Annotated in this window: 25 protein-coding genes and 1 other RNA gene; 9 read left to right on the top strand and 17 right to left on the bottom strand. The window is 58.9% G+C overall.

All coding sequences use genetic code 11. The features are described from left to right. Window positions 1-3: 3 nt before the first annotated feature. The 9 genes from mraY to rsmI form a co-directional block, all read right to left on the bottom strand. Complete coding sequence (mraY, locus tag ABIE16_RS00580) at window positions 4-1,086, bottom strand: phospho-N-acetylmuramoyl-pentapeptide-transferase (RefSeq protein WP_015096766.1); 1,083 nt, start codon at window positions 1,084-1,086, stop codon at window positions 4-6. Beyond that, window positions 1,086-2,453 carry a UDP-N-acetylmuramoyl-tripeptide--D-alanyl-D-alanine ligase gene (locus ABIE16_RS00575; protein WP_090457613.1) on the bottom strand — a complete coding sequence of 456 codons (1,368 nt, stop codon included), beginning with the start codon at window positions 2,451-2,453 and terminating at the stop codon, window positions 1,086-1,088. The genes mraY and ABIE16_RS00575 overlap by 1 nt, the downstream gene beginning before the upstream one ends. Then, window positions 2,446-3,909, bottom strand: a complete 1,464-nt coding sequence (locus tag ABIE16_RS00570) for a UDP-N-acetylmuramoyl-L-alanyl-D-glutamate--2,6-diaminopimelate ligase (protein ID WP_429520381.1) — start codon at window positions 3,907-3,909, stop codon at window positions 2,446-2,448. Before ABIE16_RS00570 ends, ABIE16_RS00575 begins: the two co-directional genes overlap by 8 nt. Next, window positions 3,909-5,648 (bottom strand): peptidoglycan D,D-transpeptidase FtsI family protein, encoded by a 1,740-nt coding sequence (locus tag ABIE16_RS00565; RefSeq protein ID WP_173677933.1) that lies wholly within the window; start codon window positions 5,646-5,648, stop codon window positions 3,909-3,911. Before ABIE16_RS00565 ends, ABIE16_RS00570 begins: the two co-directional genes overlap by 1 nt. Next, window positions 5,648-5,941: a cell division protein FtsL gene (ftsL, locus tag ABIE16_RS00560; protein WP_007998257.1), complete on the bottom strand. Its 294-nt coding sequence runs from the start codon at window positions 5,939-5,941 to the stop codon at window positions 5,648-5,650. The genes ABIE16_RS00565 and ftsL overlap by 1 nt, the downstream gene beginning before the upstream one ends. Then, window positions 5,938-6,885, bottom strand: coding sequence for a 16S rRNA (cytosine(1402)-N(4))-methyltransferase RsmH (rsmH, locus tag ABIE16_RS00555; RefSeq protein ID WP_007972589.1), 948 nt, complete (start codon window positions 6,883-6,885; stop codon window positions 5,938-5,940). Before rsmH ends, ftsL begins: the two co-directional genes overlap by 4 nt. Then, window positions 6,882-7,337, bottom strand: coding sequence for a division/cell wall cluster transcriptional repressor MraZ (gene mraZ / locus ABIE16_RS00550; RefSeq protein WP_007917012.1), 456 nt, complete (start codon window positions 7,335-7,337; stop codon window positions 6,882-6,884). Before mraZ ends, rsmH begins: the two co-directional genes overlap by 4 nt. Before the next feature lie 356 nt (window positions 7,338-7,693). Continuing rightward, an RNA gene (gene rnpB / locus ABIE16_RS00545) (RNase P RNA component class A) lies at window positions 7,694-8,047 on the bottom strand. Window positions 8,048-8,122: 75 nt separating this feature from the next. Then, window positions 8,123-9,028, bottom strand: a complete 906-nt coding sequence (gene rsmI / locus ABIE16_RS00540) for a 16S rRNA (cytidine(1402)-2'-O)-methyltransferase (RefSeq protein WP_167362876.1) — start codon at window positions 9,026-9,028, stop codon at window positions 8,123-8,125. A gap of 177 nt (window positions 9,029-9,205) precedes the next feature. Here rsmI and ABIE16_RS00535 point away from each other — a divergent pair, with 177 nt between their 5' ends. The 4 genes from ABIE16_RS00535 to ABIE16_RS00520 all read left to right on the top strand — a co-directional run bounded on the left by ABIE16_RS00535 (window position 9,206) and on the right by ABIE16_RS00520 (window position 12,651). Then, window positions 9,206-11,017, top strand: coding sequence for a penicillin-binding protein activator (locus ABIE16_RS00535; RefSeq protein ID WP_429520380.1), 1,812 nt, complete (start codon window positions 9,206-9,208; stop codon window positions 11,015-11,017). Continuing rightward, the gene (locus ABIE16_RS00530; RefSeq protein ID WP_090457618.1) at window positions 11,017-11,379 is read left to right on the top strand and encodes a YraN family protein; all 363 of its coding nucleotides are present in this window, start codon (window positions 11,017-11,019) and stop codon (window positions 11,377-11,379) included. Before ABIE16_RS00535 ends, ABIE16_RS00530 begins: the two co-directional genes overlap by 1 nt. Before the next feature lie 103 nt (window positions 11,380-11,482). After that, window positions 11,483-12,076: a phosphoheptose isomerase gene (locus tag ABIE16_RS00525; protein WP_007972584.1), complete on the top strand. Its 594-nt coding sequence runs from the start codon at window positions 11,483-11,485 to the stop codon at window positions 12,074-12,076. Then, the gene (locus ABIE16_RS00520) at window positions 12,073-12,651 is read left to right on the top strand and encodes a BON domain-containing protein (RefSeq protein WP_057713355.1); all 579 of its coding nucleotides are present in this window, start codon (window positions 12,073-12,075) and stop codon (window positions 12,649-12,651) included. The genes ABIE16_RS00525 and ABIE16_RS00520 overlap by 4 nt, the downstream gene beginning before the upstream one ends. 143 nt (window positions 12,652-12,794) lie before the next feature. On the opposite strand, the gene ABIE16_RS00515 is transcribed toward ABIE16_RS00520, so the two are convergent. The 7 genes from ABIE16_RS00515 to rplM form a co-directional block, all read right to left on the bottom strand. Beyond that, the gene (locus tag ABIE16_RS00515; protein WP_007998247.1) at window positions 12,795-13,208 is read right to left on the bottom strand and encodes a ClpXP protease specificity-enhancing factor; all 414 of its coding nucleotides are present in this window, start codon (window positions 13,206-13,208) and stop codon (window positions 12,795-12,797) included. 16 nt (window positions 13,209-13,224) lie between these two features. Further along, complete coding sequence (locus tag ABIE16_RS00510) at window positions 13,225-13,842, bottom strand: glutathione S-transferase N-terminal domain-containing protein (RefSeq protein WP_007989864.1); 618 nt, start codon at window positions 13,840-13,842, stop codon at window positions 13,225-13,227. A 150-nt stretch (window positions 13,843-13,992) separates the two neighbouring features. Next, window positions 13,993-14,775 carry a cytochrome c1 gene (locus tag ABIE16_RS00505; protein WP_057713354.1) on the bottom strand — a complete coding sequence of 261 codons (783 nt, stop codon included), beginning with the start codon at window positions 14,773-14,775 and terminating at the stop codon, window positions 13,993-13,995. Next, window positions 14,775-15,986, bottom strand: coding sequence for a cytochrome b (locus ABIE16_RS00500; protein WP_034149536.1), 1,212 nt, complete (start codon window positions 15,984-15,986; stop codon window positions 14,775-14,777). The genes ABIE16_RS00505 and ABIE16_RS00500 overlap by 1 nt, the downstream gene beginning before the upstream one ends. Beyond that, on the bottom strand, window positions 15,986-16,579 hold the full coding sequence (gene petA / locus ABIE16_RS00495) for a ubiquinol-cytochrome c reductase iron-sulfur subunit (RefSeq protein WP_057713353.1): 594 nt from the start codon (window positions 16,577-16,579) through the stop codon (window positions 15,986-15,988). The genes ABIE16_RS00500 and petA overlap by 1 nt, the downstream gene beginning before the upstream one ends. A gap of 268 nt (window positions 16,580-16,847) precedes the next feature. Next, window positions 16,848-17,240 carry a 30S ribosomal protein S9 gene (rpsI, locus tag ABIE16_RS00490; protein ID WP_003228056.1) on the bottom strand — a complete coding sequence of 131 codons (393 nt, stop codon included), beginning with the start codon at window positions 17,238-17,240 and terminating at the stop codon, window positions 16,848-16,850. A gap of 14 nt (window positions 17,241-17,254) precedes the next feature. Then, window positions 17,255-17,683, bottom strand: coding sequence for a 50S ribosomal protein L13 (gene rplM, locus ABIE16_RS00485; protein WP_007917032.1), 429 nt, complete (start codon window positions 17,681-17,683; stop codon window positions 17,255-17,257). 245 nt (window positions 17,684-17,928) lie between these two features. On the opposite strand from rplM, the gene ABIE16_RS00480 reads away from it, so the two are divergent. Further along, window positions 17,929-18,969 (top strand): NADP(H)-dependent aldo-keto reductase, encoded by a 1,041-nt coding sequence (locus ABIE16_RS00480; protein WP_154860501.1) that lies wholly within the window; start codon window positions 17,929-17,931, stop codon window positions 18,967-18,969. A gap of 101 nt (window positions 18,970-19,070) precedes the next feature. Here ABIE16_RS00480 and ABIE16_RS00475 read toward each other — a convergent pair whose 3' ends face one another. Beyond that, window positions 19,071-20,207 carry an acyl-CoA dehydrogenase family protein gene (locus ABIE16_RS00475; protein WP_090457620.1) on the bottom strand — a complete coding sequence of 379 codons (1,137 nt, stop codon included), beginning with the start codon at window positions 20,205-20,207 and terminating at the stop codon, window positions 19,071-19,073. 221 nt (window positions 20,208-20,428) lie between these two features. Between ABIE16_RS00475 and ABIE16_RS00470 the strand changes: the two genes are divergently transcribed. The 4 genes from ABIE16_RS00470 (at window position 20,429) to ABIE16_RS00455 (ending at window position 25,799) form a co-directional block, all read left to right on the top strand. Beyond that, window positions 20,429-21,349: a GlxA family transcriptional regulator gene (locus ABIE16_RS00470; protein WP_174245557.1), complete on the top strand. Its 921-nt coding sequence runs from the start codon at window positions 20,429-20,431 to the stop codon at window positions 21,347-21,349. A gap of 198 nt (window positions 21,350-21,547) precedes the next feature. Next, the gene (locus ABIE16_RS00465) at window positions 21,548-23,494 is read left to right on the top strand and encodes a flavin monoamine oxidase family protein (RefSeq protein ID WP_429520379.1); all 1,947 of its coding nucleotides are present in this window, start codon (window positions 21,548-21,550) and stop codon (window positions 23,492-23,494) included. Window positions 23,495-23,701: 207 nt separating this feature from the next. After that, complete coding sequence (locus tag ABIE16_RS00460) at window positions 23,702-24,589, top strand: nitrilase family protein (protein ID WP_349736475.1); 888 nt, start codon at window positions 23,702-23,704, stop codon at window positions 24,587-24,589. A gap of 16 nt (window positions 24,590-24,605) precedes the next feature. Then, a complete protein-coding gene (locus ABIE16_RS00455; protein WP_340312919.1) occupies window positions 24,606-25,799 on the top strand; it encodes a hypothetical protein in 1,194 nt (397 codons plus the stop codon). Window positions 25,800-25,846: the final 47 nt, after the last annotated feature.

The raw sequence follows: 25,846 nt of genomic DNA, 5'->3' as shown, positions 1-25,846 counted from the left end.
TTTCTACCTCAGCTTCAGGGTGGCAAGGCCGATCAGCACGAGAATCACGGTGATGATCCAGAAACGGACGATCACGCGCGGCTCGGGCCAGCCCTTGAGTTCAAAGTGGTGGTGAATGGGCGCCATGCGGAATACGCGGCGACCGGTCAGTTTAAAAGAGGCGACCTGAATGACGACTGACAGGGTTTCCATCACGAACACGCCGCCCATGATGAACAGGACGATTTCCTGACGGACGATCACCGCGATGGTGCCCAGGGCCGCGCCCAGCGCCAGTGCGCCGACGTCACCCATGAAGACTTGTGCCGGATAGGTGTTGAACCAAAGGAAGCCCAGGCCGGCTCCGATCAACGCGCCACAGAACACAATCAACTCGCCTGCGCCCGGTACGTAAGGAATCAGCAGGTATTCGGCGAACTTCACGTTACCCGACAGGTAGCAGAAAATGCCCAGGCCACCACCAACCATCACGGTCGGCATGATCGCCAGGCCGTCGAGGCCGTCGGTCAGGTTGACCGCATTGCTCGAACCGACAATCACGAAATAGGTCAGCACGATGAAGCCGGCGCCCAGCGGAATGCTGTAGTCCTTGAGCATCGGCAGGATCAGCGTGGTTTCCACCGGCGTGGCGGCAGTCATATAAAGGAAGATCGCCGCGCCCAGACCGAACACCGATTGCCAGAAATATTTCCAGCGGCTCGGCAAGCCACGGGAGTTCTTCTCGATGACCTTGCGGTAGTCGTCGACCCAGCCGATGGCGCCGAACAGCAAGGTCACCAGCAGAACGACCCAGACGTAACGGTTGCTCAGGTCAGCCCACAGCAGGGTGCTGACACCGATGGACGACAGAATCAGCGCGCCGCCCATGGTCGGTGTACCCGACTTGGACAGGTGCGACTGCGGGCCGTCGTTGCGAACGGATTGACCGATCTGACGGTTCTGCAACGTGCGGATCATCCACGGGCCATAGCACAGCGACAGGACCAGCGCGGTCAGTACACCGAGAATCCCGCGCAGGGTCAGGTACTGGAAGACCGCGAAGCCTTTGTAGAACTGTTGCAGATACTCCGCTAGCAGCAGCAGCATTAATGTTTCTCCAGACTGGACCCGCACAAAGCGGCGACGACGTTTTCCATCGCAGCGCTGCGCGACCCCTTGATCAAAATGGTGGTGTTTGTGTCTTGCTCGGCGTCCAGGGCCTTGATCAGTTCAGCTTGCGTGCTGAAGTGAAAAGCCTGAGGACCGAATGCGTTCACGGCGTGAGCCATCATTGGCCCGACGGCGTACAGCGCAGAAACCTTGCCACGGGCGTACGCGCCCACGTCGCGGTGCCCCTGCTCCGCCCATTCGCCCAACTCGCCGATATCCCCGAGCACCAGGACGGTGCGACCGGAAAAGCCGGCCAGTATATCAACGGCAGCACACATGGAGGTGGGGTTGGCGTTGTAAGTGTCATCGATCACGCGCATGCCGTTGGTGGCCAGTTGCGCGACGGTGCGCCCCTTGACCGGTTGCATCGCGCCAAGGCCGGTGGCGATACCGAACAGCGACACACCCAGGGCATGGGCGGCTGCGGCGGCGGCCATGGCATTGGCGACGTTATGGGTGCCGAGCAGGTTCAATTGAACGCGCTCCACGCCTTCAGGGCTGTGCAGGTTGAACGCCGGGCAGCCGCGGGCATCGGTAGTCAGGTCACTGGCGTAGAAATCGGCGCTGGCGTTGCTCAACGCAAACGTCAGCACTTTGCGGTCACCGGCGCGTGCCTTCCAGATACCGAATGCCTTGTCGTCAAGATTGAGAACGGCGACGCCATCGGCATCCAGCCCTTCGATGATCTCGCCCTTGGCTTCGACGATTTTGTCCGGGCCGCCGAACTCGCCGACGTGGGCGGTCCCGGCATTGTTGAGAATGGCCACGTGCGGCCGGGTCAGGCCGACGGTGTAGGCAATTTCACCCAGGCGCGAGGCACCCAGTTCGATCACGGCAGCGGTGTGTTCCGGTGCCAGTTCGAGCAAGGTCAGCGGCACGCCGAGGTCGTTGTTCAGGTTGCCACGGGTCGCCAGCACCGGACCACGGGTGCGCAGAATGCTCGCAAGCATCTCCTTGACCGTGGTCTTGCCGCTGGAACCGGTGACGGCCGCGACCGGATGGGTGTAGGCGGCGCGATTGAGCGCGCCCAACTGGCCGAGGGCCTGGCGAGTGTCGCTGACCAGTAACTGCGGCAGCGTGCTGCCAGCGACTTCACGCTCGACCAGCGCAGCCACGGCGCCCTTGGCGGCGACTTCATTCAGATAGTCATGACCGTCAAAACGCGGACCGGTCAGGGCAATAAACAGCTGGCCCGGCTTGATTGCACGGCTGTCGATGCTAACGCCGTCGAAGCTGGCATCGGCGGACACCAGGCGAGCACTCAGCGCACCGGTCAGCTCACTCAGTTTCAAGGCCTTAAGCATGGGTCACCTCCCACGCGGTCAAGGCATGATCAGCCTCGACCAGATCGGAAAAGGCATGGCGTTCGCCGTTGATTTCCTGATAGTCCTCGTGACCTTTCCCGGCCAGGACAATCACGTCATCCGCCGAGGCACTGGCGATCAACCGGGCAATCGCCTGACCACGACCGGCAACGAACTCCACTTTATCCACAGCCGTGAACCCGGCGCGGATGTCATCGAAAATCACCGCCGGGTCTTCTGTGCGCGGATTGTCATCGGTCACCAGCACGCCATCGGCCAGGCGCTCAACCACTTCGGCCATCAACGGACGCTTGCCGCGATCGCGGTCGCCGCCACAGCCGAACAGGCACAGCAACCGGCCCTTGGCGTGTGGACGCAGAGCCAGCAGCACTTTTTCCAGGGCATCCGGGGTGTGGGCGTAATCGACCACCACCAGCGGCTGCGAGCCACCGCCCAAGCGCTGCATGCGCCCGGCAGGGCCTTCAAGCTTCGGCAGCACCTTGAGAATTTCGTCCAGGGCGTAATCCAGACCGAGCAACGCACCGACCGCCGCCAGGACATTGCTCAGGTTGAAGCGACCGAGCAAGGTGCTGCGCAAGTGGTGCTCGCCCTGTGGCGTGACCAGCGTGGCGCGCACGCCTTCGTCGTCGAATTGCGCCTGACGGCAATACAGGTAGGCGCTGGAGTCTTCCAGGCTGTAGGTGATCAACCGCGACTCGCGCTTGTCGGCGGCGAGTTGCCGGCCGAACTTGTCGTCGAGGTTGACCACGCGGCATTTCAAGTCATTCCAGTCAAACAGCCTGGCCTTGGCTTCGCCGTAGGCCTGCATGGTGCCGTGATAATCCAGGTGATCGCGGGACAGGTTGGTCATCACTGCCACATCGAACGCCAAGGCAGTCACGCGCCCCTGATCCAGGCCATGGGAAGAAACTTCCATCGCCACGGCCTTGGCCCCGGCCTTTTTCAGGTCCGCCAGGGTCGCTTGCACGGCAATCGGGTTCGGCGTGGTGTGCAGGCCGCTTTCCAGCGCCCCATAGAAACCCGAACCGAGCGTGCCGACCAGGCCGCAGTGCTGGCCGAGCAGGTCCAGCGCCTGGGCGATCAATTGAGTCACGCTGGTCTTGCCGTTGGTACCGGTCACGCCCACCAGGTTCAGGTGGTGGCTCGGCTCGCCATAAAAACGCCCGGCGATGTCCGACAGCTGAGCCGCCAGACCTTTGACCGGAATCAACGGCACTTCAGTGATCGGCAGGACCGTGGCGCCTTCTACTTCATAGGCCACCGCGGCAGCACCACGCTGCAAGGCGTCAACCATATGCGCGCGCCCATCGAACTTCCCGCCCGGCACAGCGAGGAACAGATCACCCGCACGCACATTGCGGCTGTCCAGGGCGAGTTCGCGAATCAGCAGATCGTGGCCGGCGTGAGGGAAAATCTTGTTCAGGCTCAGGGACATCAGCCGCGCCCTCCATTGGCTTTCAGCGGAACGACCGGTGTTGCGTTCGCTTGTTGAGTAGGTGGCAGGTTGTCCGGGGTAATGTTCATCAGGCGCAGGGTGCCCGACATCACACGGCTGAACACCGGCGCGGAAACCAGGCCGCCGAAGTAACCGGCCTTGGTCGGCTCGTCGATTACCACCACGATGGCGTAACGCGGATCGCTCATCGGGCCGAAACCGGCGAACAGCGAACGGTAGGAGTTCACGGCGTAACCCTTGGTGCCGACCGAGGTTTTACGCGCAGTACCCGACTTGCCGCCCACGTGATACGCCGGCACCTGCGCACGGAACACACCGCGCGGGGCTTCGATCACTTGTTGCAGCATGCCTTGCATGGTTTTTGCGACGGCCTCCGGCAGTACCTGGGTGGTTTGCGGCGCCTTGTCGGTCTTGATCAGGGTCAGCGGTGCGAGGCGACCGTTGTTGGCCAGGGCCGAGAAGGCGTGGACCAGCTGGATCGCGGTCACGGAAACACCGTAGCCGTAGGACAGCGTGGCGGTTTCTGCCTTGCGCCATTCGCGGTAGTTCGGCAGATTGCCGACGCGCTCGCCCGGGAAGCCCAGGCCAGTGTCCTGGCCGAGGCCGACTTTCTGCGCCAGACGGAAAATGGTTTCGCCGCCGATATCGAACGCGACCTTGCTCATGCCGACGTTACTGGAATTGATCAGGATGCCGGTCAGGTCGAGCACCGGGCCTTCGGTCTTGGATACGTCCTTGATGGTGTACTTGCCAATCTGCAGGGAGCCCGGATACACCTCGACGGTATCGCTCGGTTTCCAGCGGCCGGTTTCGATGGCGGCGCTCATCGAGATCGCTTTCATGGTCGAGCCTGGCTCGAACACGTCGATCATCGCGCGGTTACGCATCATCGCCGGCTGCAGGTTGCGGCGGTTGTTCGGGTTGTAGGTCGGCTGGTTGACCATCGCGAGAATCTCGCCGGTCTTCACGTCCATGATCACCAGGCTGCCGGCCTTGGCGCCGTTCTCGATGATCGCGTTACGCAGTTCGCGGTTGGCCAGGTATTGCAGGCGCAGGTCAATGGACAACGCCAAGGGCTTGCCGGCCTTGGCGTTTTTGGTAACCTGGACATCCTTGATCAACCGGCCGCGCCGGTCCTTGATGACTTGTCGTTTACCCGGCACCCCGGCCAGCCATTCGTCATAGGCCAGCTCGATACCTTCCTTGCCATGGTCATCGATGTCGGTAAAGCCGACCATATGCGCGGTCACTTCACCGGCCGGATAGAAACGGCGGAACTCTTCGATGCCATAGACGCCAGGCACTTTGAGATCGAGCACCGCCTGGCCCTGCTCAGGCGTCAGCCCGCGCACCAGATAAATGAATTCCTTGTTGGCCTGCGCTTCAAGGCGCTCGGCCAGGGCTTTCGGGTCCTGCCCCAGGGCAGCCGCCAGTGCCGGCCACTTTTCTTTGGCCGTTTGCATTTCCTTGGCATTGGCCCAGAGGGTGGTGACCGGAGTACTCACGGCCAAAGGCTCGCCGTTACGGTCGGTGATCAGTCCACGGTGAGCCGGAATCGGAATATGACGAACACTGCGGGCATCGCCCTGACCTTTAAGGAAGGCACGGTCGACCACTTGCAAATCGATGATGCGCCAGGCAATCGCGGCCACCATGATGCCGAGCAAACCCAGCACCACGCGGAACCGCCAAGGAAAGAGTGCACCTTCGAGTTTCATCATGGCGCCACCATCTTCACGTCAGCGGCACCGGGGATGTGCATTTTCAATTGTTCGGTGGCCAGCACTTCGATACGGCTGTGGGCGGTCCAGGTGCTCTGCTCCAGAATCAACCGGCCCCACTCCGCCTGCGCCTTGTCGCGCACGCTCAGTTCGTTGTACAGCGAATTCAATAGCTGACGGTTCCAGTGCGCGCTGTAAGACACGCCGATGGCCGACACGAGCACGCCGACAAACAGCAGCAGCATGAAGAAGCTTCCGCCGGGCAATGGCTTGGCGAAAAGCTTGCTCACCGCAGCTTCTCCGCCACACGCATGACGGCGCTACGGGAACGTGGGTTGGCTTTGAGTTCGGCGTCGGAGGCCGTCTGCGCTTTGCCATGGACTTTGATTTTCGGTTCGAAGGCGACATGCCGAACCGGCAGGTTGCGCGGCAGGTTGTCGGCTTCGCCTTTCACCAGTTTGCGCATGAACAGTTTGACGATACGGTCTTCCAGCGAATGGAAGCTGATCACCACCAGGCGACCGCCCACTTCCAGGCACTCCAGCGCGGCTTCGAGGCCGGTTTCCAGATCACCCAGTTCGTTGTTGACGTGGATACGCAACCCCTGGAACGCGCGGGTTGCGGGGTTCTTGCCCTTTTCCCAGGCTGGGTTGGCGACTTTCAGGACTTCTGCCAGGTCACCGGTGCGCTCGAATGGCTTGATGTCGCGACGTTCGGCCACAGCACGGGCCATGCGGCCGGAGAAACGCTCTTCGCCGTATTCCTTGAACACCCGGGCGATTTCTTCCACGGGCGCGGTGTTGACGAATTCGGCGGCGCTGATGCCACGGGACGGATCCATGCGCATGTCCAGCGGACCGTCGTTGAGGAAGCTGAAGCCGCGCTCAGGGTCGTCGAGCTGTGGCGAGGACACGCCAAGATCCAGCAACACGCCGCTGACCTTGCCGGCCAGACCGCGCTCGGCGACTTCCGAACCGAGCTCGGCAAAGCTGCGCTGCACAACGACAAAGCGGCCGTCTTCGGCCGCTAGCGTCTGCCCGGTGGCAATCGCTTGTGGATCTTTATCGAATCCGAGCAACCGACCATCGGGACCGAGCTGACTGAGGATCAACCGGCTGTGCCCGCCCCGCCCGAACGTGCCGTCCAGATAGCAGCCATCAGGACGTACGGCGAGAGCCTCGACGGCTTCGTCAAGCAGTACGGTGATGTGGTTAAAGCCGCTATCAATAGTCACAGGATCAAATCACGCAGTTCATCAGGCATCGCGCCCGGTTGTTGAATGGCAGCCAGGTCGGCGGCAGAAACCGCGTTCCAGGCATCCTCGTCCCACAATTGGAACTTGTTCAGTTGGCCTACCAACATCGCGCGCTTATCCAACTTGGCATATTCACGAAGACGCGGCGGAACCAGAAAACGACCACTGCCATCGAGCTCGAGGTCGACGGCATTACCAATCAGTAAACGTTGCAGGCGGCGGTTCTCTTCGCGAAGCGAAGGCAGTGCGCGCAGTTTGGTTTCAATAATTTCCCACTCATCGAGGGGGTAAACACACAAACAAGGATCAACGGCATCAATTGTCACGATCAATTGCCCGGAACTGCGCGAATCGAGCTCGTCACGGTACCGGCTCGGCATTGCGAGACGGCCCTTTGCATCGAGACTGATAGCGTTGGCTCCGCGAAACACGTCTGCGTTTCTCCAAATTCTAGCGTTTTGAGTTCAAAAAACCCACTTCATGCCACTTTCCGCCACTTGCGCACACTATAGGAATGCGCCCACCACACCGTCAAGGCGCGGAGTAAAGGAAAACCCTTACAGAACTGAGATTTAGGAGCATTAACGGAGGGACAACGAGAATCCGGCAGATGAAACTGATCGATAACTTGAATCAGCACAGAAGGCTGCGTTCGAAAGTTAAAGTAATTTATTAAGAGTAAGATTTTTTTGGTATTACAAAAGAGGTTCTGCGGATGAATCTGTAAGGAGGGAAATTGCTATCACCCAACCCCCTGCTCAATGATTCAAGCAGAGGAAAGAAAAAGGTGGAGAGTCGATCTGTAAGCCGGGTTCTGTCTTGAACAGTCATTCGTCTACGATGGCCATCACTGGACATCTTTAGCAACCTACCCGGTCCCAGCGCGGGCCACGCCTTGGGACCCTATTTGGTCTTGCTCCAAGTGGGGTTTACCTAGCCACGAACTGTTGCCAGACGTGCGGTGCGCTCTTACCGCACCTTTTCACCCTTACCGGCGCCGAAGCGCTTAGGCGGTTATTTTCTGTGGCACTTTCCGTAGGCTCACGCCTCCCAGGCATTACCTGGCACTTCGCCCTATGGAGCCCGGACTTTCCTCCCCCCCCTAATTTTCATAGGAGGCAGCGACTGTCCGATCGACTCTCCGCCGCGAAGGTTACCGGCAGAGCGCCCGAAGAACAAGCACCAAGCGCCATTGGGCACGCCTGCGCGTCGGGTTTTACTCGCCCTTCTGCTGATCCAGCGCGATTTGGTACAGCACATTCTTTCGCTCGCCGGTGATTTGCGCCGCCAATGCCGCCGCACGCTTGAGCGGCATTTCTTCAAGCAACAGGTTGAGGATACGCATCGCTTCGCTGCTGACGGCACCTTCCTCCTCGGGCGCGGACCAGCCCGCCACCAGCACCACGCACTCGCCGCGCTGCTGGTTGCTATCCGACTCGACGAACTCGCGCAGCTCAGCCAGCGGCAGCCCCTTGAGGGTCTCGAACGTCTTGGTCAGCTCGCGGGCAAGCAGCGCCGGGCGCTCTGGACCGAACACCAGTTCCATGTCTTGCAGACATTCGAGGATGCGATGCGGGGCCTCATAGAAGATCAATGTGCGAGGCTCTTCCTTTACCTGCTCGAGACGCGCACGTCGCCCCACAGCCTTTGCAGGCAGAAAACCTTCGAATATGAAGCGGTCGGAAGGCAGCCCTGCTGCCGACAGCGCTGCAATCAACGCGCAGGCACCCGGAACCGGCACTACATTAATGCCCGCTGCCCGGGCCTGCCGCACCAGGTGATAACCCGGATCGGAAATCAGCGGCGTCCCGGCATCCGAGATCAACGCCACGTTGTCACCGGCAAGCAGGCGAGTGATAAAGCGACTACCTTCATCCCGCTCGTTGTGTTCATGGCAGGCCGCCAATGGCGTCGCAATGCCGAAGTGCTGCATCAAGCGCTGGGAATGACGGGTGTCTTCCGCGGCGATCAGGGCCACTTCACGGAGAATCTTCAGCGCCCGCGCACTGATGTCATCCAGGTTGCCGATGGGCGTCGCCACCACATAAAGCGAGCCAGCAGCGGAATTCAAAGCACCTGGAGCAGTCAAAGCGCACACCTCATGGTCGGTAAAAGTCGCCATTGTAGCGCGTAGCGAGACTCACGATACCCGCAAGCAAACGAGGTATCGGTGACCGTTTGTGCGCTGGCGCAACATTTACACCAGCTAAATTGATCGATTCACGCCAGTAACATCGCGCCCCGGCCAGTGCTTGGGTACAATTCCACGCTAATTTGATCGAGTATCAGGAACGCTTACATGATCGCTTGCCTGCGGCTGTTATCTGCCCTCTGCCTCGCTGCCTTGCTGACGGCTTGCGCCAGCTCGCCCTCCTCCAGCCTTGGCGAGCTTCCACGGACACCGGACGCCAGTATCGAGCAACTGCTTGAGAAGGCCTCCCAAAGCAAATCACCGGAAGATGCCGCCCTGCTGCGCTTGAGCGCTGCCGACCTGGCTTATCGCCAGGGCAATGCCGGCCAATCCGCGCAAATCCTGCAACAGGTTCCTGTCGAACAGCTCAAGCCGGGCCCACAGGTTTTCGCCAACACCCTGGCGGCGGAACTGGCCATGACGCGCAATCAGCCCAAGGCCGCGCTGGCTGCCTTGAGTCATCCGAGCCTGCAATACTTGAGCGAACTGCCCGACGAACAACAGGTCCGCACCGGCACCATCCACGCCCGCGCACTTGAAGCCGATGGCCAGACCCTTGCCGCCGCTCGCCAGCGCATTTTCATCGCCCCGATGCTCGAAGGCGAAGCCGCGAGCAAAAACCACGAAGCCATCTGGACCCTGATCGCTTCGCTGCCGACCAATCAGTTGCAGCCAAGTGCCACCGACGATCTCGGCGGCTGGATGGCCCTGGCACTGGCCGTGAAATCCGCCGGCACCCTGGAGCAGCAACAGGCCGCCATCGACAACTGGCGCGCGCAGAATCCGAAGCACCCGGCAGCCATTCAATTGCCGCAGCCACTGACCCAACTCAAGGAACTGGCCAGCCAGCCCCTGAACAAGATCGCCCTGCTGCTGCCTCAGGACGGCCAACTGGCCGCGGTTGGCAAAGCGCTGCGCGACGGCTTCATGGCCGCTCACTACCAGGCCCAACAGGCCGGGCAGAAACCACCCGCCATCGAGTTTTATGACAGCTCGCGCCTGACTTCCATGGACGAGTTCTACCGCAAGGCCCAGGCCGATGGCGTGCAACTGGTCGTCGGCCCGCTGGAGAAGCCGCTGGTCAAACAGCTGAGCACTCGCCCGCAGTTGCCAATCACCACCCTGGCACTGAATTACAGCGAGGGCGATCAAGGCCCTGCGCAGCTGTTCCAGTTCGGCCTTGCCGCTGAAGACGAAGCCCGCGAAGTGTCGCGCCGCGCTCGCGCCGACGGCCTGCATCGCGCAGCCATCATGGTGCCGAAAGGTGAATGGGGCGACCGCGTGCTCAAGGCGTTCAGCCAGGATTGGCAAGCCAATGGCGGCACCATCGTCGCCACCGAACGCGTCGACCAACCGGTCCAGTTGGCCCAGCAAATTGCCGACATGTTCCAGCTGCGTCAGAGCGAAGGTCGCGCCAAGAGCCTGCAAAACACCGTTGGCTCGCAAGTGGCTGCCCAGCCATCGCGCCGCCAGGACATCGAGTTCATTTTCCTCGCCTCGACACCGCAACAGGCCCAGCAGATCAAACCGACCCTGAACTTCCAGTACGCCGGCGATGTTCCGGTCTACGCCACCTCCCACGTGTTCAGCGCCAACGGTGACGTCAACCAGTACAACGACATGAATGGCATTCGCTTCTGCGAGACGCCATGGTTGCTGGACGCCAATGATCCACTACGCCGCCAGGTCACTGCCCAGTGGCCACAAGCCGCCGGTAGCCTGGGGCGCCTGTATGCCATGGGTGTGGACGCCTATCGTCTGGCGCCACGCCTGGGCCAGCTCAAGTCACTGCCGGACAGCCGCATCGACGGTGAATCGGGCAGCCTTGGCATGTCCCAGAGCCAGCGGGTCGTGCGCCAGTTACCATGGGCCGAGTTCGCCAATGGCCAGATTCAGCGCCTGCCGGACACCGCTCGCTGATGCCTGACAGGTCACGCCAGCAAAGCGGCAAGGATGCCGAGCGCCATGCGCTCGAGCATCTTCAACAACAGGGTCTGCGCCTGCTGGCGCAGAACTGGTTGTGTAAACGCGGCGAGCTTGATCTGGTCATGCTAGATGGCGATACAGTAGTATTCGTTGAAGTCCGCTACAGAAAAAACACTCAATGGGGTGGCGCGCTCGATAGCATCGATGAGCGCAAACGGCAAAAACTGATTTTCGCCGCGCAATATTATCTTCAGCGCGAGCCGCGCTGGGCCAATTCCCCTTGCCGCTTCGACGTGATTGCCATCGACAGCCACCTCGATCAGTTGAACTGGCTACAGAATGCCTTCGACGGCTGATCGCCGGCATTGCGAACCGGACACTATCACCCAACATTTTGCTCTTTGCTTTGCGGGCTGCACATTCACGTGCCGAACAGCCGCGCTACTTAAGGTCACACAGATGGACATGCAATCCCGAATTCGCCAGCTTTTTCAGGCCAGTATCGACACCAAGCAACAGGCGATGGAAGTACTTGCACCGCACATCGAGCAAGCCAGCCAGGTCATGGTCAACGCCCTGCTCAACGAAGGCAAAATGCTTTCCTGCGGCAATGGCGGCTCTGCCGGCGATGCCCAGCACTTCTCCTCCGAGCTGCTCAATCGCTTTGAGCGCGAACGCCCAAGCCTGCCGGCCATCGCCCTTACGACCGACAGCTCGACGATCACCTCGATTGCCAACGACTACAGCTACAACGAAATCTTCTCCAAGCAGATCCGTGCACTCGGCCAACCGGGCGATGTGTTGCTGGCTATCTCCACCAGCGGCAACTCGGCCAACATAATTCAAGCGATTCAGGCCGCACATGATCGCGAAATGATTGTCGTAGCATTGACGGGACGTGATGGCGGCGGCATGGCGTCGCTACTGTTGCCCGAGGACGTCGAGATTCGCGTACCGGCCAATGTCACCGCTCGTATTCAAGAAGTCCACCTGCTGGCGATCCATTGCCTTTGCGACTTGATCGACAGCCAATTGTTCGGGAGTGAAGAATGACCCCTAATCGCCTTGGCCTACTGGCCTTGACCCTGTGCCTCAGCATCAGCGGCTGCACCTCGGTGGTGACTGCCAGCCGTGAAGCACCGATTGAAGATGACCGCGGCACTCGCACACTGGGCAGCAAGATCGACGATTCCCTGATCGACACCAAGGTTGGCGTGAACGTTGCCAAGGCCGACCCAGCCCTGGATAAGGATTCGCATATCGTCGTCACCAGCTTCAACGGTGTCGTACTGCTCGCCGGGCAAACGCCACGCGCAGACCTCAAGGCCAAGGCCGAACAGGCTGCCGCCGCTGTCCAGCGCGTGAAAAAGGTGCACAATGAACTGCAAGTCCTGCCACCCTCCTCGTTGCTGGCACGCCAGAACGACACCTGGCTGACCACCAAGATCAAGACCCAGATGCTCGCCGATGCGAACATCCCTGGCTCGCGCATCAAGGTAGTCACTGAAAACGGCATCGTCTACTTGCTGGGCCTGCTGACCAAGCAGGAAGCCGCGCAGGCGACCAACCTGGTGCAAGGGGTTTCCGGTGTGCAGAAGATCGTGAAATTGTTCGAGTACATCGACTGACCCTGTAGGAGCGAGCTTGCTCGCGAAAAACGTTTGGCGAATGCGTTCATTCAGATTGCACGCGTCATCGTTCACGCCCATCGCGAGCAGACTCGCTCCTACAACGTAATAAAAAAGGCGATCCTTGCGGATCGCCTTTTTTATTACTTCACCACTTTCAGACTTGGGCGACCGCTTGGACGCGGTGGCTCACTGTCGGGTGGTGGAAGATCGTCATCCGGCTCGATCTCGTCGTCCTCGCCCATGGGCGATTCCAGATCGAACACCATGCCCTGACCATTCTCCCGGGCGTAGATACCCAGGATCGAAGCAATTGGCACGTACAAGGTGTGCGGTACGCCACCAAAGCGCCCCTCGAAACTGACCGCCTCGTTATCCATGTGCAAGTGACGCACGGCTTGTGGCGATACGTTCAGGACGATCTGTCCGTCACTGGCAAACCCCTGAGGCACCTGCACCGACGGGTACTCGGAATTGACCAGCATGTGCGGGGTGCAATCGTTGTCCACAATCCACTCATAGAGCGCGCGGACCAGATAAGGTCGACTGGAGTTCATAACGGCTCCTTAAGCCTTAGCGCATGTCGCGTTCGACACCAGACAGACTCGCCTGGAAAGCCTCACGCGCAAACTGGCGCTCCATATAATCAAGCAGCGGCTTCGCCGGCCGCGGCAGTTCTATACCCAGAATCGGCAATCGCCAGAGTATTGGCAATAGGCAGCAATCCACCAGACTTTGTTCCTCACTGAGGAAAAACGGTTTGTCGGCAAACAGTGGCGACACACCCGTCAGGCTTTCGCGCAACTCTTTTCGAGCCACGGCACGAGCCGCTTCCTTGGTCCGCGAATCCAGAATCAGATCCACCAGACCACACCAGTCTCGCTGAATGCGGTGCATCAGCAGGCGACTGTTGGCACGCGCCACGGGATAAACCGGCAGTAGCGGCGGGTGCGGGTAACGCTCATCCAGATATTCCATCACCACAGTCGACTCCCACAACGCCAGGTCGCGATCGACCAGCGTGGGCAAGCTGCCGTAAGGGTTCACCTCAATCAGTTTAGGTGGCTGGCGACCAGCCTCCACGTAAATGATCTCGGCGCTGACACCCTTCTCTGCCAGTACGATGCGCACTCGGTGGGAATAGTGGTCGGCGGGGTCGGAGTAACAGGCCAACCGATTGGTCACGCCCATGGCGATCCTCCTCGCTTGTAGAAATTATCGAAAGCGGAAAAACGAGCGCGCCCAGAGGGCGCCTCCCGTAACGACTGGATCACCAGTTTCGCTACATCTTCAGAGGCGCCCTTGGGCGCGCGCGATTAACAGCAATAGCTTGAAGCTTTATCAGTGCACGTCTTTCCAGTATTCGCGCTTGAGCAGGTAAGCGAAGACGAAGAAGAACGCCAGGTACAACAATACGTATGTACCGATGCGCTGATGTTGCAGCTTAACCGGGTTAGCCGAGTAAGCCAGGAAGGTTACCAGATTCTTGACCTTCTCATCGAACTGCTCTGCAGTCAGGGCACCGCTTTTCGGCACGATGGTCAACTGATCGCACGCTTCATGAGTCAGCGCCGTACCGGTCAGAGGGTCATATTGCTTCTTGCCGTCTTCGACGATCTGAACCTGTTTGCAACCCACCACCTGGCGACCCTGCAGGCCGACCAGGACGTTAGGCATGCCCACGTTCGGGAAGACCTTGTTGTTCACACCCCATGGGCGCGAAGGATCTTCGTAGAACGACTTCAGGTAACCGTAGAGCCAGTCGGTGCCGCGAACACGGGCAACCAGGGTCAGGTCCGGCGGCGCTGCGCCAAACCAGGCCTTGGCATCCGCTGGCTGCATGCCGATGCTCATGTGATCGCCGATCTTGGCGCCAGTGAACACCAGCTTCTCGAGCATCAACTCATGGGGAATGCCCAGGTCGTCGGCAACACGCTCATAGCGCTGGAACTTGGCACTGTGGCAACCCATGCAGTAGTTGGCGAAGGTACGCGCGCCGTCCTGCATGGCCGCTTTATCGGAAACGTCGATGTCGACTTTTTCCAGCTCGGGGCCACCGTGTTCAGCTGCGAAAGCAAACACTGGCAGTGCAGCAAGCATCAATACAGCAAATAGTTTTTTCATCAGCCAGTCACCCTTTCCGGAACCGGTTTGGTCTTCTCGAGCCTGGTGTAGAACGGCATCAGAATGAAGTAGGCGAAGTACAGGAAGGTACACACCTGCGACAACAGCGTACGGCCTGGAGTCGGAGCCAGAACACCCAACACGCCCAGGATCACGAACGAAATGCAGAACACCCAGAGCCAGATCTTGCTCAGCCAGCCTTTGTAGCGCATCGACTTGACCGGGCTGCGGTCGAGCCACGGCAGGACGAACAGCACGGCGATGGCCGCGCCCATGGCGATAACACCCAGGAGCTTGTCCGGAACCGCACGCAAGATGGCGTAGAACGGAGTGAAGTACCAGACCGGAGCAATGTGTTCTGGGGTCTTGAAGGCGTTCGCCACTTCAAAGTTCGGCTTTTCGAGGAAGTAGCCGCCCATTTCCGGGAAGAAGAACACGATCGAGCAGAAGATGAACAGGAACACCACTACGCCGACGATATCTTTCACGGTGTAGTACGGGTGGAAGGCAATGCCGTCCAGCGGTATGCCGTTTTCGTCCTTGTGCTTCTTGATGTCCACGCCGTCCGGGTTGTTCGAACCGACTTCGTGCAACGCCAGGATGTGCAGCACCACCAGACCCAGGATAACGATCGGCAGGGCAACCACGTGCAAGGCGAAGAAGCGGTTCAGGGTAATACCGGAAATCAGGTAGTCACCACGAATCCACTGGGTCAGGTCGTTGCCGATGACCGGGATCGCACCGAACAGCGAGATGATCACCTGTGCACCCCAGTAGGACATCTGGCCCCACGGCAGCAGGTAGCCCATGAAGGCTTCGGCCATCAGCGCCAGGTAGATCAGCATGCCGAAGACCCACACCAGTTCACGCGGCTTCTGGTACGAACCGTAGAGCAGGCCACGGAACATGTGCAGATAGACCACGATGAAGAACGCCGAAGCGCCGGTGGAGTGCAGTAGACGCAGGATCGAGCCGTACTCGACGTCGCGCATGATGTATTCGACGGAGGCGAATGCCTCTTCCGCCGACGGGGTGTAGCTCATGGTCAGCCAGACACCGGTAACGATCTGGTTGACCAGAACGAGCAGCGCCAGGGAGCCAAAGAAGTAGAAGAAGTTGAAGTTCTTCGGAGCGTAATACTTGCTGAGATGGTCTTCCCACATCTTGGTGGCGGGAAAGCGCGCATCAACCCAATCCATGAACTTGCTCATCACGCTTTCTCCGTATCGACGCCAATGATAATAATTTCATCGGTCTCATAGGAATGCGGGGGAACTGGCAGGTTCAAAGGCGCAGGCTGCGACTTGTAGACGCGACCAGCCAGATCGTAGTGGGAACCGTGGCAAGGGCAGAAATAGCCGCCTACCCAGTCCTTACCCAGATCCGCAGGTGCCACTTCGGGACGGAAGGTCGGCGAGCAACCCAGGTGCGTGCAGATACCGATCAGCAGCAGGACCTCAGGCTTGATCGAACGGGTTTCCGGATCAACGTAAGTCGGTTGTGTCGAGTTCTTGGAGGCCGGGTCAGCGAGCTGGCCCTCGATCTTCTTAAGATTCCCCAGGATTTCCTGTGTACGGCGGACGATGAACACCGGCTGGCCGCGCCACTCAGCAATCATCTGCTGGCCTGGCTCGATTTTGCTGACATTCACTTTCACCGGTGCACCTGCGGCTTTCGCCTTGGCACTGGGAAACCATGACCCCACGAACGGGACCGCAGCCCCCACCGCTCCTGCAGCACCCACCACGGATGTGGCTGCTACCAAGAAGCGACGCCGGCCTGCATTCACGCCGTCATTGCTCATTCAGTCCTCTCCCATCAGCTTTGTGGCCTGTTAAATCAGGCATCTACTAAGTAAAACTATGTACTTATAAAAATTTTGCCGAATGGTAATGAAAAGCCCCAATTCTGACAAGGTAATTACCGGAACCCATCACCCCCAAGCCTTGTAGTATAGGGTGTCTGCGGATGTGGCAAGTTGTCACAGCGCAATTCTTTGATAAATCGCAGACATAAAAAAACGCCCAGCTCCGTGAGGAAACTGGGCGTTCTTTTTTGAACGTGAAAGCGAATTAACGCTTCGAGTACTGCGGACGCTTACGCGCTTTACGCAGACCGACTTTCTTACGTTCAACTTCACGAGCATCGCGGGTTACGAAGCCGGCTTTACGCAGGGCGCTGCGCAGAGTCTCGTCGTAGTCCATCAGAGCACGAGTGATGCCGTGGCGGATTGCGCCAGCCTGACCACTCACACCACCGCCGATCACGGTGACGTAGATGTCGAACTTCTCGACAGTCTCAGTCAGCTCCAGCGGCTGACGAACTACCATGCGGGCAGTTTCGCGGCCGAAGAAGTTATCCAGCGAACGGTTGTTGATGGAGATGTTACCAGTACCCGGACGCAGGAAAACGCGTGCGGTTGCGGTCTTGCGACGGCCAGTGCCGTAATTTTGAGTCGCCGACATAATGTACTATTCCGTTAAAACTTCAGTTCTTGGGGCTGCTGAGCAGTATGTGGGTGTGCAGCGCCCGCATAGACTTTCAGCTTACGGTACATGTCGCGACCCAGTGGGTTCTTAGGCAGCATGCCTTTAACCGCGGTCTCGATCACGCGCTCAGGGGCCTTGGCGATCAGCTTTTCAAAGTTGATCGACTTGATGCCGCCCGGGAAACCGGAGTGGGAGTAGTACATCTTGTCAGTGGTTTTAGCACCGGTAACACGAATCTGCTCAGCATTGATTACGACGATGTAGTCGCCGGTGTCAACGTGAGGAGTGTACTCAGGCTTGTGCTTGCCACGCAGACGGCTCGCGATTTCGGTGGCCAGACGACCCAGGGTCTGACCAGCAGCGTCGACGACAAACCAGTCGCGCTTTACTGTTTCCGGTTTAGCAGTAAAAGTTTTCATTCTTTATAGCCTCAGGGGCCGCCCTGTAAATTAGACGGCGGATCTTACTGAATAGTGCGTACTTTGACAAGTCAAAGGCAGCCGGATACAGACGCTTTCGGGGGCTCGGGTCGGCGCGTCCGTTCAACGGCAAGATTCTTCGGCGGCGGCGCATCACTTCCACTGCAGAAAGAGGTGCGCAATTATGCAGATTGCGAAAAATAATTCAACCTGCTTTTATGATTGTTTTGCCCAAGGAGCACCCGATGGACTATCGCCAGCTAGGCCGAACCAATCTGAACGTGAGTGCCCTCTGCCTCGGAACCATGACCTGGGGCGAGCAAAACAGCGAGGCAGACGCCTTCGCCCAGATTGAGCGGGCCAAGAGCGCCGGGATCAACTTCATCGACACCGCCGAGATGTACCCGGTGCCACCCAAGGCCGAAACCTACGCAACCACCGAACGCTACATCGGCAATTATTTCAAAAGCCGCGGCGATCGCGCCGACTGGATCCTGGCCAGCAAGATCGCCGGCCCCGGCAACACCATCGACTACATCCGCGACAAAAACCTGCGCCACAACCGCCAGCACATCACCGAAGCGGTGGATGCCAGCCTCCAGCGCCTGCAGACCGACTACATCGACCTGTACCAACTGCACTGGCCGGAACGCAGCACCAACTTCTTCGGGCAACTGGGCTACAAGCACAAGATCGAAGCCAACCTGACGCCTCTGGAGGACACCCTCGAAGCACTGGACGAACAGGTCCGCGCCGGCAAGATCCGCCACATCGGCCTGTCCAACGAGACGCCATGGGGCACCATGCGCTTCCTGGCCCTGGCCGAAGCCCGTGGCTGGCCGCGCGCCGTGTCGATCCAGAACCCGTACAACCTGCTCAACCGCAGCTTCGAAGTCGGCCTGGCGGAAATCGCCATCCGCGAGCAATGCGGCCTGCTCGCCTATTCGCCGCTGGCGTTCGGCTTCCTGTCAGGCAAGTACGAAGGCGGCGCCCGCCCGCCAAAAGGTCGCCTGAGCCTCTACAGTCGCTTCAGCCGCTATTTCAACCCACAGTCGGAAGCAGCATGCAGCCGTTACGTGGCCCTGGCTCGCGAGCACGGCCTTGACCCGGCGCAAATGGCCCTGGCGTTCGTGACGCAGCAGCCATTCGTGACCAGCAACATCATTGGCGCGACGACGATGGAGCAACTGGAGAGCAACATCGCCAGTTTCGACTTGAAGCTGTCGGAGGAAGTGCTGGAAGGGATCGAGACGATTCACAAGGATCATCCGAATCCTGCGCCTTGATCGATCTTTAAAACCAATCGCGGGCAAGCCCGCTCCCACAGGTTCGGTGATACCTGTGGGAGCGGGCTTGCCCGCGATGGCGTCCGCCCGGTCAGCGCAAATCAAAGCGACCGCGCAATAATCTCCTTCATGATCTCGTTCGTCCCGGCATAGATCCGCTGCACCCGTGCATCCGCCCATGCCCGCGCGATCGGGTACTCCCACATGAACCCGTAGCCACCGTGCAACTGCACACACTCGTCGAGCACCTTGCACTGCAGGTCGGTACCCCAGTACTTGGCCATCGCCGCCGTCGGCACGTCGAGCTTGCCTTGCAGGTGCAGCTCCAGGCAGCGGTCGACGAAGACGCGGCCGATCTGGATTTCCGTGGCCATCTCCGCCAGTTTGAACCGGGTATTCTGGAAGTCGGCGATCGACTTACCGAATGCCTTGCGCTCACGGGTGTAGTCCAGCGTCCATTGCAGCGCCGCTTCGGCTGAAGCCAGCCCGCCAATGGCCACCGTGAGGCGCTCCTGGGGCAACTCCTGCATCAGGTAGGCAAAGCCCATACCGGCCTGGCCCAGCAGGTTTTCCTTGGGCACCCGCACATCCTGGAAGAACAGCTCCGAGGTGTCCTGGGCTTTCATTCCGACCTTCTCCAGGCGCTTGCCCTTGTCGAAGCCCGGCGTATTGGCCTCCACCAGAAACAGACTCGTGCCCTTCGCGCCAGCCTTCGGATCGGTCTTGGCGACGACGATCACCAGATCGGCCAGGTAGCCGTTGGTGATAAAGGTCTTGGAGCCATTGATCACGTACTCATCGCCATCGAGCACGGCCGTGGTTTTCACCCCTTGCAGATCGGAACCGGCGCCCGGTTCTGTCATGGCGATCGCGGTAACCATCTCGCCGGACACCAGTTTCGGCAGGTATTTGTGCTTCAGCGTCTCACTGCCGTAATGCAGGATGTAGGGCGCCACGATGTCCGAGTGCAAGGAAAAACCGATGCCGGTCAGGCCAAGTCGCCCCACTTCTTCGATCACCACCGCACTGTAGAGAAAGTCCGCCCCCAGGCCGCCGTACTCTTCCGGCAAGTGCGAGCAAAGCATCCCCGCCTCCCCTGCCTTGTTCCACAGCTTGCGGTCGATATAGCCTTGTTTTTCCCATTGCCCATGGAACGGCACCGCCTCTTTTTCGAGGAACGTCCGCACGCTGTCGCGGAAAAGCTCGTGCTCGGGACTGAACAGGGTTCTGGGGATCATGCGGCACCTTATCTTTGTTTTTAGAAGGAGTTGACCTTCAGAGACTATGCCTCGCTTCCGATACAGGACACTGGACACATCCGACAAAAAATAAGACGATCCAGCCGTCTGGTGACCACTTCCCCCTATAAAAATAAAGTTGAATTATGTCTAACCAAGCCTCCACGCCCCTGCGGCGCGTCAGCATCCTGGCCATCGACCGGGTTTTCGCTTCCACCCTCATGCAAGCCAAGGATTTCTTCCACCTCGCCAGCCTGCGCTACGGCAAACAGCTGGGCCAGGGCCTGACACCGGCGTTCGAAACCCGCCTGGTCAGCCCCGATGGCAAACCGGTCAACACTTTCAGCGATGTGATGATTCCGGTGGATGGCGGACTGGAAAACGCCGACATCATCGTTCTTCCCGCGTTCTGGGACGATTTCGACAACCTCAGCAAACGTTACCCGCAAATCCTGCCCTGGCTGCGCCAGCAACATGCGCGCGGCGCCGTACTGTGCGGCGAGGCCACTGGTGTTTTCTGGCTGGCCGAAGCCGGGCTGCTCAATGGCAAGGAAGCGACCACCTACTGGCGCTTCTTCAATGCCTTCGCCGAACGCTTCCCCAAGGTCCAGCTCAATCAGGACAAACACCTGACCGACGCCGACAACCTGTACTGCGCCGGCGGCACCACCTCGGCATGCGACCTGTACATCTACCTGATCGAGCGCTTCTGCGGCGCCAACGTGTCCCAGGCCGTGGCCCGAGACATCCTCTATGAAGTGCAGCGCAGCTATTCACCGGGACGGATTGGATTCGGCGGGCAGAAACTGCACCAGGACGTGATCATCCTGCAGATCCAGCACTGGCTCGAAGAACACTTCGCCGACAAGTTCCGTTTCGAGGACGTCGCCCGCGAACACGGCATGAGCATCCGCAACTTCATGCGCCGCTTCCAGACCGCCACCGGCGACAAGCCACTGCACTACCTGCAACGCCTGCGCATCGAAACCGCCAAGGGCTTGCTGTCCGGCAGCCGCAAGAGCATCAAGACCATCAGCTACGAGGTTGGTTATGACGATGCGAGCTTCTTTGCGCGGCTGTTCCGCCAGCACACGGAGTTGTCGCCGAACCAGTATCGGCAGCAGTTTCAGCAGGCTGCATAGCCGAACACCAACCGAATATGGGAGCGAGCCTGCTCGCTTCCACATTGAGTCTTGCGCCAGCCAAACAGCTCTTTCGCTATGCATTTTCCTACGCAAAAAGCGGAATACAGAGCGCCAGAGCAACCAACCCTGCTCGCAGACGCAGCCCCTTAAAAGACTCAACATCTTCCCTGCAAACACCATCAGGGAAGATCAACCATGACTATCGGATCAAGCTACAACTACCCTTCATACATCGCCAAGGAGGCCGCCCGAACAAAGCGCTCGGCTAAAAACAAATGGGCGGCTCGCTTCCCCAATCCGCCGGATTTGTGTTTTGACTATCGTGCACTGGTAGAACAGGAAAACGGCATCGCCAGGGCAACTGACCCGCAACATAAAATCTGCATCATCGGCGCCGGCGTCACAGGTCTGACTGCCGCCAGAGAACTCTATCGCTGCGGCTTTACCCATATCACTCTCATCGAACAATCCAGACGCATCGGCGGCAGGCATCTGACCGTTCCGGGTAGCCGAAACTCGGCAGCAAGCCATACACCGTTTGAAATGGGCGCCATGCGCATGCCCTTCTTCAACCGGGCGGATGAGCCACCGACAGAAGGTCGGTCGCTGATGGCTTACTACGCCAATCAATTTGAATTGGCGTTTTCAGACTTCGCCAACCCCGGTAGCCAATGGGTTAACTCGACAGGCATCTATCTCCGGGAGGGCAGCATGGGCGGCGGATCGGCGCCGCAAATGTTGATATGGAAAAACGAAGACGGTGTCACACCACCTCCCGGCGATGAATTGCAAAAGGTCTATTCCAAGTGGAAAGCCTTTGCCGATCGTATGACCCGCCACGTTGCCGAGCTCTATGCGAGCCAGGAATGGGAAGCCATATGGGCTTCCATCGTCGAAAAATATGAGAGTGTCTCGTTCCGCGACCTGGTCAGCATGCCAGCACTGGAAGCTTGGGATGACCGCTCACCCGGGGATTTCGGCGGAATGGGAATGTCTGCGCAAGAATCCGCTATTTTTTACGCGATAGGTATAGGTGACGGTAGCTGGGGAGCTTTTTACGACGTCTGCTGCCTTTACCCCCTGCGCACCGCGATTTTCGGTTTCAGCAGCCAATTGCAACTGATCCATGGTCGAGTGGACTCAAACGGCGATCCACTGGATTCGCCCTACCTGAATAGCGAAGCCGTTTTTGACTCAATGGGCCAGAGTTTCGACAGCCCTCGCTACATCGGCCTCGCCGCGCTGGACGAATGCCTGCTGTTTGTGAAAACCGACGAAACCGGAAAGTCCATCTACGAACATAGCCTCGAAAGAAGCAATGGGCTTCTCACCGACTCATCCGTCACAAAACTGGAAAAGCTGACCAATCAAAAAATACGCGTCCATTACAACTGGAAACACAGTCAGCCCGAGCAAATCCAGGAGCAATTTGATGACTTTGACTCGGTCATCATGACACTACCCTCCTGGCTGATTGAAACTCGACTCAAGCTCGAAAATTTCACCCGGGAGATGCTGCCTTTCGAGACGATTAACGCCTACAAAACCGCACACTGGGAAACCAGCTGCAAAGTGTTTGCACCGCTGAAAAAATCATTTCTCTCGAAAAATAAAAACATCCCGCAAGCCATCGTAACCGACAGTTTTATCCACGATGTCTATACCTACCGCTACAACGACAACTACAGCTATGACTGCATCCTGCTGAGTTATACCTGGGAAGATGACGCAACCAAGCTCGCCTCATTCAGCGACAAGGAGTTGGTATCAAAATGCGCCGAAGAGCTGGATCGCATACTCATGAACTCTGCCAACATCCAGGAGAAAATTTCTCCCTACATAGGCATTGATCAAGCGGTGGTTCAGCGCTGGATCACTGATAAAAATGCTCTGGGCTGTGCCAAGCTTTACCGACCGGGCACCTACTACGATGCCGTCGGCCTGATGAAGTACAACCGGGACCTTGCTCATGTCTCAGGCTTGTATTTGTCCGGTGAATCATTTTCCGTCGACGCCGGTTGGACGGAGCCATGTTTTCGCGGCGCTGTCGATGCAGTGATTCATATCTGCAACAAAACTGCCGCAACCTTCAATGGCGGGTTTTCCTTGAGCGACTACCCGCACTACCAACTCAAAACCTGATCACATCCCCGTTCCAGAGCCATGCTCGCAATACATGGCTCTACTTCTCGTGCCTGCTACCCACTGCCATCAAACATCACGCTGATCCATTTTCGGACAAGGACTACGACCTAAACGGAAGTAGCTGACTTACGCCCCATTCCTGATTCCCCTCTTATAAGCACGCCATTTAACACCTTGAAAAACAATTAAAAGAGGAACGACGGAATGACTGAGCCAACAAGCCCTGTTCGAATAGCAGTCGTGCAATTCGATCCACAAGTCGGCATCGAGAAATGTGTAGGTAATCTGCGGCGCAGCCTGGAATTGGCGCTTGAAGCGGTAAGCGGCGGTGCGAATCTCATCGTTCTGCCCGAGCTTTCCAATACCGGCTATTTCTTCAGCAATCGACAGGATGCCTTCGCCCATGCAGAAGCGGTTCCCGACGGGCCAAGCGTGCAGCGCTGGATCGACTTCGCCCGCGAGCACAACGTTTACCTCGTGGCCGGTCTGGCCGAACGCGACGGCATGCGACTCTTTAACACCGGCGTTCTGGTAGGACCAGACGGTTTTATCGGCAAGTACCGCAAAGCCCATTTGTGGAATATGGAGAAGCTCTGGTTCACCCCCGGCGACCTGGGTTTCCCGGTTTTCGACACACCGATCGGCCGCATCGGGCTGTTGATCTGCTGGGACATCTGGTTCCCGGAGGTGCCACGGATCCTCGCCCAGCAAGGCGCGGACATCATTTGCAGCCTGAACAACTGGGTCTGGACACCGCCGCCGCTGTTCGACGATGCCGGTAAGTGCATGGCGTCTTATCTGACGATGACCGCGGCTCACGTCAACAACGTGTTTATCGCTGCCGCCAGCCGGATCGGCGAGGAGCGCGGTGCGCGCTACCTGGGTTGCTCGTTGATTGCCGGAACCAATGGCTGGCCGATTGGTGCCGTGGCTTCGGCAGACAGGCAGGAAATCCTGTTTGCCGATGTCGACCTGACCAGCTCCCGCAGTGCGCCCATCTGGAACAACCTGAACGACCTGCATCGCGATCGCCGAGCCGATCTATACGATCAGATGCTCGGCTACACCCAACACCCTTGCCTCCCACGTTGATCAGGAGGCCTATCGCATGGAAGTTACAACCGACAAAAACCAACCATCGCGCAAATCGCCGATTGATACAGCCGTGGTCCTGCTAATGATCGGCGCGACACTGCTGATCGTGTGGCTTTCTTTCAGCAACCGGACTTTCTGGGGAGCGCATTGGCCCGGGTACGGCGACATGGTATCGCTGCTACCCGAACCAAGCGCCTGGTTGCGCTGGGTGTTAGGTGACATCAGCGAGGTGGCTTTCTACAAGCACGAGTTCGCCTCGATCGGCCTGCTGGCGGGCGCTTATCTGGCTTACTGGGCGAATCGAACGGGGAAATCCTGGCAAGGGTTTGCCATCTCCTATGGAACGGGACTTTGGCCCTGGCTGGTCACCAGTTCATTGCTCGGGCTGCTGCTGAGCAATCTGCTGTGGGGCTGGACGGTGACAGCCACAACCTGGCAACCCACATTCGTAGCATTCGTCTCGTTGCCAGCGGCGATGGTGCTGATGTTTGGCGGAGGCTGGAAGGTCACGATCAACGGCGCACTCATGGGCGCGGTACTCGTCACGCCGATGTGCCTGCTGATCGTCAACTACGTGTGCCAACCGCTGGCCTTGCCTGCGGTGATCGGCAATGTGCTGGGCATGGCGGTTGCCAGTGTCCTGGCGTTTCTGTTCTGCCGCTATTGGCCGAACCTGGTGAAATCCAGGTCATCGGAAACGCCACCCGCCTCGATCGCCACCGCCAAGGCGCCTGACTATGGCGTCATCTGGAGCCTGCGCCGGATTTTGGCGGACTTTTCCGAAGCACCGTTCTTTGGCAATGAGCTGGCCAGCCTTGGCCTGATACTGGGGGCATTGCTGGCGTACAGCTTGAACCCATCAAGCCCCGCGTACGGATCGGGCCTGTTGTTGCACATCATCGGTGCGCAGGCATTGGCCTCGGCCATCGGCGTGCTGATCTGGCGTCGACAATGGATGTTGCGCGGCTGGTATCCCACTTACATCCCGCTGGTTTCAGTGGTGCCCGCGGCGATCCTGGCCTATGGCGGCAGCTGGCAGATTATCGTCTCAAGTGCACTGCTGGGGGCATTGCTCGCACCACCGCTGGCCTGTGTGATTGCCAGGAAATTACCGGCCGACATGCACGCCTACATCGCCAATGTACTGTCGATGGCCATCAGCACACTGCTGATCGTGCCGCTGATCGGCTTTCTGATCGCTGACTGATGTCCCAGCCATTCGGCTGTATCGCGGCCTCAAAAGCGGATACAGCC

The sequence above is a fragment of the Pseudomonas sp. 2725 genome (genome assembly GCF_050434585.1).
Taxonomy (GTDB): Bacteria; Pseudomonadota; Gammaproteobacteria; order Pseudomonadales; family Pseudomonadaceae; genus Aquipseudomonas; species Aquipseudomonas jessenii.
This window is presented reverse-complemented; position numbering and strand designations above follow the sequence as displayed.